General features: G+C 59.5%; 11 protein-coding genes. 3 read left to right on the forward strand and 8 right to left on the reverse strand.

The features are described 5' to 3' along the window. Positions 1 to 76: 76 nt before the first annotated feature. The 7 genes from BMZ42_RS02030 to BMZ42_RS02060 all read right to left on the reverse strand — a co-directional run bounded on the left by BMZ42_RS02030 (position 77) and on the right by BMZ42_RS02060 (position 7,535). Positions 77 to 1,234, reverse strand: coding sequence for a M20 aminoacylase family protein (locus BMZ42_RS02030; RefSeq protein WP_091518416.1), 1,158 nt, complete (start codon positions 1,232 to 1,234; stop codon positions 77 to 79). 111 nt (positions 1,235 to 1,345) lie between these two features. After that, positions 1,346 to 2,956 carry an ABC transporter substrate-binding protein gene (locus tag BMZ42_RS02035; RefSeq protein ID WP_091517981.1) on the reverse strand — a complete coding sequence of 537 codons (1,611 nt, stop codon included), beginning with the start codon at positions 2,954 to 2,956 and terminating at the stop codon, positions 1,346 to 1,348. A 63-nt stretch (positions 2,957 to 3,019) separates the two neighbouring features. Continuing rightward, positions 3,020 to 3,475 carry a gamma-glutamylcyclotransferase family protein gene (locus tag BMZ42_RS02040; RefSeq protein ID WP_175556603.1) on the reverse strand — a complete coding sequence of 152 codons (456 nt, stop codon included), beginning with the start codon at positions 3,473 to 3,475 and terminating at the stop codon, positions 3,020 to 3,022. Between the two features lie 67 nt (positions 3,476 to 3,542). Continuing rightward, positions 3,543 to 4,586, reverse strand: a complete 1,044-nt coding sequence (locus tag BMZ42_RS02045; protein WP_091517985.1) for an ABC transporter ATP-binding protein — start codon at positions 4,584 to 4,586, stop codon at positions 3,543 to 3,545. Beyond that, a complete protein-coding gene (locus tag BMZ42_RS02050; protein WP_091518419.1) occupies positions 4,586 to 5,449 on the reverse strand; it encodes an ABC transporter permease in 864 nt (287 codons plus the stop codon). Before BMZ42_RS02050 ends, BMZ42_RS02045 begins: the two co-directional genes overlap by 1 nt. Positions 5,450 to 5,457: 8 nt before the next feature. Next, entirely contained in the window at positions 5,458 to 6,429 is a 972-nt protein-coding gene (locus BMZ42_RS02055) for an ABC transporter permease (protein WP_175556604.1), read from the reverse strand. A gap of 98 nt (positions 6,430 to 6,527) precedes the next feature. Then, positions 6,528 to 7,535 (reverse strand): oligopeptide/dipeptide ABC transporter ATP-binding protein, encoded by a 1,008-nt coding sequence (locus BMZ42_RS02060; protein ID WP_091517990.1) that lies wholly within the window; start codon positions 7,533 to 7,535, stop codon positions 6,528 to 6,530. A 234-nt stretch (positions 7,536 to 7,769) separates the two neighbouring features. Between BMZ42_RS02060 and BMZ42_RS02065 the strand changes: the two genes are divergently transcribed. Continuing rightward, positions 7,770 to 8,738, forward strand: a complete 969-nt coding sequence (locus BMZ42_RS02065; protein WP_091517992.1) for a LysR substrate-binding domain-containing protein — start codon at positions 7,770 to 7,772, stop codon at positions 8,736 to 8,738. Between the two features lie 121 nt (positions 8,739 to 8,859). Here the strand turns inward: BMZ42_RS02065 and BMZ42_RS02070 are convergent, their stop codons facing one another. Further along, the gene (locus BMZ42_RS02070) at positions 8,860 to 9,753 is read right to left on the reverse strand and encodes a LysR family transcriptional regulator (protein ID WP_091517995.1); all 894 of its coding nucleotides are present in this window, start codon (positions 9,751 to 9,753) and stop codon (positions 8,860 to 8,862) included. A gap of 110 nt (positions 9,754 to 9,863) precedes the next feature. Between BMZ42_RS02070 and hglS the strand changes: the two genes are divergently transcribed. Continuing rightward, on the forward strand, positions 9,864 to 11,261 hold the full coding sequence (gene hglS, locus BMZ42_RS02075; protein WP_091517997.1) for a 2-oxoadipate dioxygenase/decarboxylase HglS: 1,398 nt from the start codon (positions 9,864 to 9,866) through the stop codon (positions 11,259 to 11,261). Positions 11,262 to 11,270: 9 nt separating this feature from the next. Continuing rightward, a complete protein-coding gene (locus BMZ42_RS02080; RefSeq protein ID WP_091518000.1) occupies positions 11,271 to 12,701 on the forward strand; it encodes an FAD-binding oxidoreductase in 1,431 nt (476 codons plus the stop codon).

Here is a 12,701-nt window from a genome sequence, read left to right on the forward strand (position 1 = left end):
TCTTTGTTTTTACGAAATTCCAGACGCAAAACCGCTTCGCACTTTTGCTGGAATTGCTCTGGAAATTCGAAGGCGATCAACGAGTTTCGACAAGGCGAGCCCAATAGGTCGCGCCAAGCGGAATAATCTCGTCGTTGAAATCAAACTGGGGGTGATGCAGTTCTGCCGATGGCCCCTGGCCGATATAGATCATCGCACCGGGGCAGCGTTCCAGCATGAACGCGAAGTCCTCGCCGCCAAGACTTGCCGCCGTATCGCGCACAACGTTGTCCTCACCGACAATGGTCGCGGCAACATCCGCGCAGACCTTGGCCATCGCTGCATCGTTGATCATCACCGGATAGGCGCGATCATAGTCCAGATCGATCTGCGCGCCGTACATGGACGCGATTCCCGCCAGCAATTCGCGCAAGCGCTTCTCGGCCAGATCACGCACCGCCGGCGACAATGTGCGCACGGTGCCCGTCAGCTCCGCGCTCTGCGGAATGACATTGTTGGCCGTTCCGGCGTTGAACGTGGTCAGCGAGACGACCGCCGCTTCCATCGGATCAACCGCCCTCGACACGACGGTCTGAACAGCCTGAATGACGGTGGCACCGATAATCAGCGGATCGATGGAAACCTGGGGCTTGGCTGCATGGGCGCCTTTGCCGGTGATGGTGATGCGAATATTGTCGACGGAGGCGAGCGTTGCGCCGCTGCGAATGCGAAACTCGCCGACCGGCACATTGGGAAATGTGTGCATGCCGAAGACTTCGGTGATGCCAAAGCGTTCGATCAGGCCATCCTCGACCATTTCGCGCCCACCACCGCCGCCTTCTTCAGCGGGCTGGAAGATGACAGCAACGGAACCGCGAAAATTGCGCGTCTGCGTCAGATATCTCGCGGCCGCCAGAAGCATGGCGGTATGCCCGTCATGACCGCAGGCATGCATCTTGCCTGAAATGGAGGATGCGTGCGGCAGATCCGCCTCTTCCTGCATCGGCAATGCGTCCATATCGGCGCGCAATCCGACAACATGCCCCTCGGCTTTTTGCTGACCACGGATAATGCCGACGACGCCGATGCGGCCAATTCCTTCATGAACCTCATCGACGCCATAGTCACGCAAAGTCCGGGCAACGATTTCGGCTGTGCGATGCAAGTCGAATAACAGCTCCGGATGGCGGTGAAGGTCACGGCGTATCTCGGCAATGTCCGAATGGAACGCCTGAATCTGGGGAAGGATGTTCATGTCGGTCGCAAGTCCTTCATCCGACACATCATCGGTCTTGGCCGACGATGGGCGGGAGTGTTCATGAGAAAGTCATGGCCGCCAGCGAACTGGCGGCCATGATGCAACTGCTTATTCCGGGAAACGCAGACGTCCGTCCTGGCCCCATGTGAAGCCGGCGCTCTTCAGGATTTCGCGCGCCTTCTCGAGGTCATATTCCGGCAGCTTGAGCTCCGGATTGTGCCAGAAGGTGTTCGACGGAACGATCGACGATGCGGTTGGAGCCGCGTCACCGCCAAGAACCTCTTCAATGATGCTCTCATAAGGCGTGGCGTGGGACAGGGCCTGACGCACCGCCTTGTTGGCGAGGAACTCATTGTTGATGTTGTAGCGTGCCGACATGTAGCCGTTGGACTGGGCCTGAATAATCTGCAGGTCAGCGAATGTGCGGAACTCCTCGACAACGGTCGGGACCAGCGGCTGCAAGGTCACGTCGATGTCGCCCTTGGTCAGCGCCGAGGAAAGCACCTCAGCGGAACCGAACTGGATGAACAGGAGATCTGCGGCAGGCTTCATGAAGTGCTCAGGATTGCGCTCCATGGAGATTTCACGCCCTTCCTTCCAGTACTTCAGACGGTAGGGCCCGCTGCCAACCAGCGGAACGTTCTTGTAGTCCTGGGGCTTCTCCAGACCGGTCTCTTCAAGGATACCGCTCCAGACATGCTCCGGCAGGATCGGTGCCTGTGCCAGAAGCGTCGCCACGAACGGCGCGGATGGCTTGACCAGCTTGAAGCGTGCCTTGCCGTCCACAACTGCAATGCTCTCGACATTGTCGAGATACTGCTTGAAGTAGATGGCGTTGTTTTCCTTCAAATAGTTGAAGGTGAACACGACGTCTTCAATCGTGACAGGCTCGCCGTCGCTGAACTTCAGGTCATCGCGCAGGCTGACATCGAGCGTGGTCTCGTCGATGACGTCGAGGGCCGAGGCTGCGGACAGCTGCGGGCTGCCATCGGGGCCGACCAGCATCAGACGGTCATAAACCAGCCCGAGACGGTCCAGATCCTCGCCGATCTTGAAGGTCAGGGGATTCCAGCTCTCCTGATCGATGGTCCAGCCAAGACGCACGGCCGGCTGTCCACCAATCGGCTTCAGGCGCGACAGGTTCCAGATCGAGCGCAGGCCTTCCGGCGTGTCGATGTAATCTTCAAGCTCGGTCGTCGTCTTGTTGTAGGCCGTCGTGTTGATCACATAGGCGATCAGCGCTTCCGGCTGCTCTTCATAGATGGCTGCCTGCAGGTCGTAGATGACCTTGCGGCGTTCTTCGGCATCGTAGATGCGAAGCTGCTTGTCGCCCAGCTCGTCAATCTTTGCAGACGAGAACGAGCCGACATTCATGTTGCCCGGCGTGGAGTTGGCCGAATTGAACTGTCCGTTCGAATAGAATTCCGGCTCAAATCGCGCCGAAGAGCCGGACAGCACCGAAAGGACCACGTCGAACTTGTGTTCGTTGAACCACATTCCGAGCATGGGAGCCGGGAATGGCTGCGGGTTCAGCTTTACCTTGATCCCGAGCTCCTCCCAGGAGTCCGCCAGATAGCGGGTGGTCTCGAAATAATGCTGATACTTGGTCGAAGGCCAGGTCAGGAAATCGATTTCCGGCACGACCTTGCCTTCAGCCAGCGCCACATGCGGCACCGCCAGTACGCTCGTGGCAAGCAGCAGGCTACGTAGATATTTCATTCATTCCTCCTAATTTACAAATCCGCAAAGCGCGGCTTGTGCCCAGTTCTCGTCATCCAACGATCAGTGGTTCTTCTGCGCGGTGGCGATGATCTCACGCGCGCGTGTCTTGTATTCCTCGGGGAAGTCACACTCGTTGAGGCCCTTCAGGATCGGTGCGACATAGGCGTCGGTCGGAGCCCAGGGGCGGAATTCACCGGGGATGAAATAGGTGCTCGAAGGAACGCTGCGGCCTTCTGCATCGACGAGTGTCACCGGGACATGAACCCACTGCGCTTCTTCAACATGCGCAGCGCCGTCCATCTTGGCCATGTCTTCGTCGGTCAGCTCATACTGGATGCCATAGGTGACGGCGCCTTCCTTCGGCAGCAAGGTGCAGCCGGCAACGCCGTCCATGCTGCATTTTCCGAAGCTCAGCTCGAAACCTTCCAGACGCATGAAGCCGACATTGCGCGCTGACGGGCAAACGCTACGCATGGCGTCTTCGACCAGCAATGTTCCATAGGCAAAATAGTGCATGATATTCTCCTGTAACCCCCGCATCGCGGAGCGTTTTTTCCAGATTGCAGGTTGTTTTCGACAGACCTCAGACGGCTGACACCGATTGCCAGACGTCGGGATTGCTTGCGCGCAACGCGAAATCCTCGGCCTGCTGCCAATGGTGGCAGCGCACCATCCGCTCTCCGCCGGGAGATGCGATGACGACGGCTTCGGGCATCTGATCCTTGCAGATCGACGTCGCGAGCGGGCAGCGCTGGGCAAATCGGCAGCCGTCGATCTTTTCCATCAGGTCAGGCGGGGAGCCCGGAATGGAGATCGGCTGCTTGTCGCTTCCCAGAACCGAAACGGCGTTGATCAGGCCGATCGTGTAAGGGTGCTTCGGCGCCGCAATGACCTCCTCGGTCGGCCCCGATTCAACCAGCGTACCGGCATACATCACCATTACCCGCTGGCAGTTCTCCGCCACCAGAGCCAGATCATGGGTCACCAGGATCAGAGCGAACTGATTTTCAGCCTGAAGCTCACGCAAACGCGCGAAAATCTGATCCTGAACGATGACGTCGAGTGCCGTTGTCGGCTCATCGGCCACGATCATTTTCGGAGACAGGGCGAGCGCCATTGCGATCACGGCGCGCTGGCGCATGCCCCCGGAAAACTGATGCGGATAGTCGCGGGCGCGCTCCGGCGCAACGCCGACCATTTCGAACAGGCGATGGACAAGCGCATTGGCTTCCTGCTTGTCGATGGGACGATGCGCGCGGACGGCTTCGATGATCTGGTCGCCGACACGACGCACCGGATTGAGCGCGTTCAACGCACTTTGCGTGATCATCGCCACTTCGGCCCAACGCGCCTTGCGCCGCGTTTCGTCGTCGACCTCAAGCAGGTTGACCCCATCCAGCTCGATACGACCGGAGGTGACATCACCGTTTTTCGGCAACACGCCCATGATCGTCTTCAGCAGGGTGCTTTTCCCGCATCCGGACTCACCCACCAGACCGACACGCTCACCGGCATGGATGGCAAAATCGATGTCCTTCAGCGCCTTTGCGGCACCTTTCTTGGTCTGGTAGTCGACGTTCAGGCCGCGCACACGCAGCACAGCGGCGTTTTCTTGCTGTTCACGCATTATCTGCCTTCCTGTAGACGCGGGTTGACGACATCTTCGTAGGCGCGGCCGATGAAGTAGACCGAAGTCACCAGAACCATGATCGCGACGCCGGGGGGCACGACCCACCAGGGCGCGCGGTACATCATCTGCGATGCGTAGGCCTCGTAGATGATCGAGCCCCAGCTGACGACGTCCGGATCACCGAAGCCGAGAAAGCCGATGCTGGCTTCCGTGATGATCGCCCAGGCAAGAGCAAAGGTGATCGACGTCATCGCCAGCGGCAGGACGTTCGGCGCGATCTCGCGATAGAGAATGTCAAAGTCGCTCGCGCCAGTGGTCCGCGCCGCAGCAACGAATTGCCGTTCACGCAGGGACATCACCTCGGCGCGCACAATGCGTGCCGTGGAACGCCACAAGACCACCACCATCGCCAGGACAATCGTCCAGATGCTGCGCCCGCTCAGCGACAACACGACAATGATGAAGGGCAGAAACGGAAGCCCCAACAGGATGTCGGTAATGCGCATCAGCAACGAGTCGATGCGTCCGCCAAAATATCCGGCGATCAGCCCGAAGTTGAGCCCGATGATGACCGAGCCGACGGCAGTCAGCACGCCGATGATCATCGCAGGGCGCGCGCCCCACAGCATCTGGCTGAAAACGTCACGACCAAAGACCGTCGTACCGAGCCAGTGCTCGGAGCTTGGCGGCGCAAGGCGCAACAGCTTGCCGGCTGCATCATAATTACGCGCCATCGGATCGAAAGGCGCAATCCACGGACCGACGATTGCCAGGATGACGCAGAAACCAAACACGAGAAGGCTGATGCGGCCACCTGTCGTCGCCCATGTTGCCTGATAGAATTTTCGCAAAATATCCATGACAGCCATCAATGGTTGACGATACGTGGGTCAAGAATGCTGTAGAGAAGGTCAGCCATCAGCGTGCCCGCCACGGTCAGCGCCGCGATCAGCAAGAAGGCAGCCTGCACCATCGGAAAGTCCGAGTGACCAACGGCTTCGACCATCAGCAGGCCGAGGCCCGGCCACGAGAACACGGTTTCGATGACAACCGATCCGGCAACCGCCCAGCCCAGCGTCATCGGCAGCGTGGTGGCAATCGGCAGCAGCGAATTGCGCATCGCATGGCGATAGAGGACCGCCTTCTCCGTCAGACCCTTCATCCGCGCCAGCTCGATATATTCCTCGCCCACGGTGGCAAGAATGCTCGAGCGCATCAGCAGGAACGGGAAGCAGAAATTGTAGATCGTGTTGATCAGAAACGGCAGCGCCAGGTGATGAAGGAAATCGAGCGAAAAATACATTCGCCAGTCTTCATCCGGGAACATGCCAGGCGTCACGATATGACCAACCGGAAACAGATCCAGCTTGATTGAGAAAAACAGGATCGCGATCATGCTCAGCCAGAAAACCGGCGCGGACTGAAGCGCGGTGGACACGAACACAAGGATCGCCTCGGTCTTGGAGCCGCGTTTCCAGCCAAGAATGGCACCGACGAAGCTGCCGAGCACATAGGCCGCGATCATGGACGGGAACACGAGCAGGATCGTGTTGAGCAAGCGCCCGCCGATCTCTTCGGCGACCGGCCTTCCGGTATGGAACGACAGGCCGAAATCAAGTGTCGCCAGATTTCCCAGATAGCGCAGATATTGCTCCCACAAAGGCTTGTCGAGGCCGAACTGGATTTTCAGGGCCTCCTGCGCCTTGGGGTAAAGTGCAGGGCTGATGACCGTCGCCGTCGGGTCGCCTGGCAGCATCCGGAACATGAAGAACATCAGGGTCAGCATGGTGAAAAGCGTCAGCGCCGAATGCCAGAGGCGGCGCAGCCAGAATGACGACATCAACGTTCTCCCCAAATCGCTGCAGAACGCTCCGCACATCGTGCGAGGCGGCAATCGTCAAACGTCTCGCGACGGCTCACGCAACAGGGCATCGGCTGTCACTCCTGCTCAACTGGTGCGGCATCGGCGAAATGGCACATCACCCGATGCTCATTGCTGGCATCCGCCTGCGGCTCTGAAACCGCGCAGATCGGCTGCGCGATCGGGCAGCGCGGATGGAAGCGGCACCCGGTAGGCAAATTGGAGGCATTCGGGATCGCACCCTTGATCTCGATCGACGGCCGCTTGCCCTTCGGATCTATCGAAGGCGTCGCCCCCAACAGAGCGCGCGTATAGGGATGCCGTGGTGACTTCAGGATCTCGGCAGCCGGTCCGTACTCGACAATCTTGCCCAGATACATGATCGCCAGCTTGTCGCAGATGGCGCCCGCCGACGACAGGTCGTGCGTGATATAGAGCAGCGCCAGCCGACGCTGCGCCACCAGCTTCTTCAACAGCTGGATGATGCCCCACTTGATCGAGACGTCGAGCATCGAAATCGGCTCGTCGGCCACCAGCAATTCAGGCTGAAGCACGATTGCACGCGCAATGCAGACACGCTGGCGCTGGCCACCGGAAAGCTGGTGCGGAAATTTGTCCAGATATTGCTCAACCGGCGTAAGACCAGCCTCGGTGAGCGCGCGGACAACCGCCTCCTGTCGCTCCGCTGCGGTCAGCTTCATCCGCTGATAGAGCAAAGGCCGCGCGATCAGCTCGCCAACCTTGTGCTGAGGGTTCAGGGAACCATACGGATCCTGAAACACCATCTGCACACGACGGTGAAAGGCGCGCCGATCCTGTTCCTTGAGGTCATGCGCACTGGCAGACCCGAACATGACGTCACCATCCGTCGGCCTTTCCAGGCCGACCATCAGCCGCGCCATCGTGGACTTGCCGCAGCCACTCTCTCCGACGAGGCCAAGAACCTCCCCTTCCAGAATGCTGAAATCGACACCATCCACGGCACGCAGAACACGCGGCGACGCCCCTTTCTTGCGAAAGGGGTTAAATCTCAAAAAGCGCTCCGGCAAAGCATAATGCTTCGCCAGACCATTTACGGTTATCATGACTTTTTCGCTCCAACAGGTCGCCGTCGATGAGACACTGAAACCGGTGACGACGCATGCGCCGCAAAAGAAAGCACCGATACCGTTTCATTTCCTCTCAATTTTATGCGATTTTTGGCCTGTTCCCTACCATGACATTCAATATCAAGCCATTTATAGGAAACTCTCGCATTCACGTACAATGCTGTTTTGGCGACAACACATGCCGAAAACTCATACAAAGGAGGGATTGAGATGAGGCGCACCCTGCCTTCGACCGGCGCGCTGGCATGCTTCGAGGCCGCTTTTCGCCTGAACAGCGTCTCGGCTGCAGCCGACGAATTGAACCTGACACAGAGCGCCGTCAGCCGCCGCATCCTCTCGCTGGAGGAATTGCTCGGCAAACCGCTGTTTCAAAGAGAGCATCGACGCCTGATCCCCGAGCCGGCAGCCATTCGATACGCCAGGGAGGTCGAGCGCATTCTTGGCGAACTGGAGACCGCAACCAGCCGGTTTATTGCCGAGCGCGACGATGTCGGGCTTCTGACTGTCGCCATGCCGCCCACCTTCGGCTCGCGGTGCCTGATCCCGAAACTGAACGACTTTATCGCACAGCATCAGGGGATCGATATCAATTTTGTTTCGAAGATCAGACCGTTCGATTTCGAACAGGAGAAAATCGACGTCGCGATCTATCTGGGCCACGCGAAATGGCCGGGAGCCCATCTCAACTTCCTCACCGATGATTATGTCCTGCCTGTCTGTTCGCCGGAATTTCTGGCCAACAATTCGATCACCGATGCAAAAGACGTGATGAAATGCCAGCTTCTGCACCACACGACCCAACCGAACCTGTGGAAGAACTGGTGTCTTGCGCATGAGATCGAAGCGACTGACTTCAAAACCGGGCCACGTTTCGAGTTCTTCTCGCACGTCATCGGCGCAGCAATGGCAGGCGTCGGGATTGCCCTGATCTCCGATCTGCTGATCCAGAAAGAACTGCGCAATGGCGAGCTCGTCGTGCCACTCGGCACCAGGATGAAATGTGAGGAGGCCTATTATTTCGCCTTTCCGCCCCGCTCTGCCGAAGATGTCAACGTGCAGAAATTTGGCGCGTGGCTGAAGCATGTCTTCGCGCAACCTGCCGCCCGTCGGACTTCACGGCCGGCTGCATCGGCGCAATTGCCGTCCGGGACACGAGAAAGCCAGCCTGTCACCGACTGACCGCAGCGAGAGGGGGACGACGACAGATCAAAACTGATCGCCGTCCCAAAGCGCGCTTTGGCTGCTCGTTTTCACGCATGTCCTTATCCCGAAACCGGTTCCCACTTTCGGGGGACATGCCTTAGCTAACCTGCCCGATCAACCATTTCTGAAAGTCCTGCGCGAGCGGATTTTCAATCTTTCCTTCTGGCAGGACGACATAGTAGCTGTTGTCGGTCGACATCGGGCGGTCGAAAATGATCTGAAGCGTACCCGATGCGAGTTCTTCTTCGATCAGATAGAGGGGCAGCAGGCCCGCGCCCATTCCCCGCGTCGCCGCCTCGATGACCATCGAAAACTGGTCGAAACGGCTGCCGCGATAGGCGTCGCCATCGTCGACATCCTGCAACTGCAACCATTCGGCCCATTGCTTGGGACGGGTCGCAAGATGCAGCAGCGGCAAGCGGCAGATCTCGTGCGGCTCACCGATCTCATGACGCGCAAGCAGGCTGGGCGCGGCGACCGGCAGGATGATCTCGCCGCAAAGATAGGTGCAGATCGCATGCGCCCAGACCGGCTGGCCATAGTGGATCGCCAGATCGACATTCTCATGGGCAAGATCGAAGGGCTGCGAACGCGACGTCAAATCGATGGACAGCGTCGGATAATGATCCATGAAACCGGGCAAACGCGGCATCAGCCAGCGATTGCCAAAAGTTGGCAAAGTGGCAATCGACAGCACGTCGCCGCCATCAACCACCGCCCGTGCCCGCATCACCAGAGCTTCCGATTGTGCCAGAAGACGCCGGGCATCCGGCAGGATGCGCCGTCCTGCGGTCGATAGCAGGACCCGTTTGCGCACACGCTCGAACAGCGGCACGCCGAGCTGATCCTCAAGGGTCTGGATCTGACGGCTGATGGCGCTTTGCGTCAGGTTCAGCTCAACCGCCGCCTTGGTGAAATTCTCATGGCGCGCCGCAGCCTCGAAGGCTTGCAGGACAGCAAGGTCAGGGATCGATGTGCGACTGAGGTTCATTCTACTTCCGCATCAAAATAGTCCGACTAAGCATGAGATATCACACTTTGATCGCTATATCATATCAATTCAGAATGATTAGCTGCAATATTGCATGGAACGCCACCCTCATGACCGAAGCTCACCTTACATCTCCCGATGATATCCGCTCTGCCTTTTCCGCAGCGATGTCCGCCATGTATCGCGACGAGGTTCCCGCCTATGGAACGCTCATGGAGCTGGTCGCGGACGTCAACGCTGCAACCCTCGCCGCTGATCCGGCGCTGAAGGATCGTCTTGAGGCGACCGACTCGCTGGCGCGTATTTCCGAAGAGCGGCACGGCGCCATTCGTCTCGGCACACCGGCGGAACTGGCAATGATGCGCCGCGCCTTCGCCGTGATGGGGATGTTCCCGGTCGGTTATTACGATCTGTCGACGGCGGGCGTGCCGGTCCATTCGACGGCGTTCCGTCCGATTTCCGATGAAAGCCTCAAGCGCAACCCGTTCCGTGTGTTCACCTCGCTGCTGCGGCTCGATCTGATCGCCGACGAAGGCTTGCGCGCCGAGGCCGCAGCCGTGCTGGCCGGACGCAAGATCTTCACCGACAACGCCGTGCTCTTGATCGAAAAAGCCGAGCGCGATGGCGGTCTGGGTACTGCAGATGCCGAGCAGTTTGTCCGTGAGCTGCTCGAGACGTTCCGCTGGCACGACCAGGCCATTGTCGACACGCAGATGTATGCGCGTCTGCACGACGCCCACCGTCTGATTGCCGACGTGGTGTCGTTCAAGGGACCGCACATCAACCATCTGACGCCGCGCACGCTGGATATCGATGCCGTGCAGGACAAGATGCCCGCGCACAACATCGCGCCAAAGGCCGTGGTCGAAGGACCACCGACGCGCGCATGCCCGATCCTCTTGCGCCAGACCTCGTTCAAGGCGCTGGAAGAACCGGTGTCGTTCCAGTCCGGCGACGGCAGCTGGAAGGCCGGCTCGCACACCGCCCGTTTTGGCGAGATCGAGCAGCGCGGCGTGGCGCTGACGCCGAAAGGCCGCGCGCTTTACGACAAGCTGCTCAACGACACCCGCGCGCTGGTGCGCCCGGCCGCCGATGGCTCGAACGCGGCTGCCTATGTCACCACGCTGGGCGAAGTGTTTGCAGCATTTCCCGACGACTGGAATGGCATTCGTCAGGCCGGTCTAGGCTACTTCCGCTATAGCCTGACCGCCAAGGGACAGAACGCCAGCATCCGCAGCGCCACACTGGAGACGGCGATTGCCGACGGTCTCGTGACCTTCGACCCTATTGTCTATGAAGACTTCCTGCCGGTCAGCGCCGCCGGAATCTTCCAGTCGAATCTGGGCGATCACGCGGCACAGGAATTTGTCGCCAGCCCGAACCAGGTCATGTTCGAGCGCGATCTCGGCGCCAAGGTCGTCGACGAATTTGCGCATTATGCGCAAATCGAACAGACTTCGATTGAAAGCTGCCTTGCAGTGATCGACAACGCCATCGCAGCTGAGTAGCACTTTTCGATGCTTGCAACTCACATACAGGCGCTGCAGACGATGCTCGGCGAGAAGGGTCTTCTCGCCGCGCGTGCCGACATGGAGGCCTATGAAACCGGCGCGCGCTACGACAAGGGAAAAGCTGCCTTTGTCGCGCGCCCGGCTTCGACCGACGCGGTGTCTGCGGTGGTCGCCTATTGCGTTGAGCATGACATCACGCTGATCCCGCAGTCGGGAAATACCGGGCTGGTGTCCGGCTCGACACCCGATGCAAGCGGGAATGAAGCGGTTCTCAGCCTTGACCGGCTGGCCGATCTGTTCGAGCTCGATCCAGTCAACCGGACGGTCAAGGTTGGCGCTGGCATGCGCCTGTCGGACCTCAACGCCCGGCTGGAAGAGCATGGCCTGTTCTTCCCGATTGATCTGGGCGCAGACCCGCGCATCGGCGGCATGCTGGCCACCAATACGGGTGGCTCGCGCTTTCTGCGCTATGGCGACGTGCGGCACAATGTGCTGGGTCTGACGGCCGTGCTGGCCGATCAGGCGGGGACGGTCCTCGACCTGTCCAATGCGCTGCGCAAGAACAATACCGGCGTCGACTGGAAACAGATCTTCATCGGCACGTCGGGCGCGTTCGGCATCATCACCGAATGCGTGCTCAACGTCGTACCGCTGCCGCGCCAGAGCGCGACGGCGCTGCTGGTGCCGTCCGACACGTCGAAGGTGCCGGCCCTGCTGCTGGCGCTGGAAGATGCATTTGGTTCCTATCTGTCGGCACTGGAAGGCATGTCGGGCAATGCGTTGCGCGCCGCGCTCGACCATGTCCCGTCGCTGCGCAATCCGTTTCAGGCCAGCACAGCGCCGGAATTTGCCATCCTGCTTGAAATTTCGCGGGTCAACGCGCCACGGGAAGGCGAACAGCCGCTCGATGCGATGCTGGAAGAAGTGCTCGCGCTGATCTGGGAGCAGGAAGAAGGCCTGCTTGACGATGCGTTCGTCGGCCCGCCCCATGAATTGTGGGCCTTGCGCCACGCGCTGTCGGAAGGCGTCAAGCATTCCGGCCGCCTGATCGCCTTCGATCTGGCATTCCGGCGCGGCGACGTCATGCGCTTTCTCGATCAGATGAAGGCGCAGCTGCCGGATCATTTCCCCGGCGTGACGATCTGCGATTTCGGCCATATTGGCGATGGCGGCGTGCACTTCAATCTGGTGGTCGCCAGCGACGATCCGCGCCTTGCCGACGAGCGTTTCGAACTGGCGTTGCGCGACTGGGTCTTTGCGGTCTGCGTCAACGAGTTTCAGGGCAGCTTCAGTGCCGAACATGCCATCGGCCGCAAGAACCAGGCATTTTACGACCGCTACACGCCGCAGGAGCTTCGAAAACTCGGCGCGGCGTTGAAAACAATCACCTCACCCGGTCCGCTTGGATCGGTCGATTTTGGAACCATGGAGAACTGA

Origin of the sequence: Aquamicrobium aerolatum DSM 21857, from assembly GCF_900113935.1 — a bacterium.
Taxonomy (GTDB): Bacteria; Pseudomonadota; Alphaproteobacteria; order Rhizobiales; family Rhizobiaceae; genus Aerobium; species Aerobium aerolatum.

Bases quoted from the DNA above. Each gene is read 5' to 3' on its own strand.
- BMZ42_RS02065 (WP_091517992.1), top strand. From the start codon at position 7,770: ATGAGGCGCACCCTGCCTTCGACCGGCGCGCTGGCATGCTTCGAGGCC.
- BMZ42_RS02070 (WP_091517995.1), bottom strand. From the start codon at position 9,753: ATGAACCTCAGTCGCACATCGATCCCTGACCTTGCTGTCCTGCAAGCC.
- BMZ42_RS02060 (WP_091517990.1), bottom strand. From the start codon at position 7,535: ATGATAACCGTAAATGGTCTGGCGAAGCATTATGCTTTGCCGGAGCGC.
- BMZ42_RS02050 (WP_091518419.1), bottom strand. From the start codon at position 5,449: ATGGATATTTTGCGAAAATTCTATCAGGCAACATGGGCGACGACAGGT.
- BMZ42_RS02080 (WP_091518000.1), top strand. From the start codon at position 11,271: ATGCTTGCAACTCACATACAGGCGCTGCAGACGATGCTCGGCGAGAAG.
- BMZ42_RS02035 (WP_091517981.1), bottom strand. From the start codon at position 2,956: ATGAAATATCTACGTAGCCTGCTGCTTGCCACGAGCGTACTGGCGGTG.
- BMZ42_RS02030 (WP_091518416.1), bottom strand. From the start codon at position 1,234: ATGAACATCCTTCCCCAGATTCAGGCGTTCCATTCGGACATTGCCGAG.
- BMZ42_RS02055 (WP_175556604.1), bottom strand. From the start codon at position 6,429: ATGTCGTCATTCTGGCTGCGCCGCCTCTGGCATTCGGCGCTGACGCTT.
- BMZ42_RS02040 (WP_175556603.1), bottom strand. From the start codon at position 3,475: ATGCACTATTTTGCCTATGGAACATTGCTGGTCGAAGACGCCATGCGT.
- hglS (WP_091517997.1), top strand. From the start codon at position 9,864: ATGACCGAAGCTCACCTTACATCTCCCGATGATATCCGCTCTGCCTTT.
- BMZ42_RS02045 (WP_091517985.1), bottom strand. From the start codon at position 4,586: ATGCGTGAACAGCAAGAAAACGCCGCTGTGCTGCGTGTGCGCGGCCTG.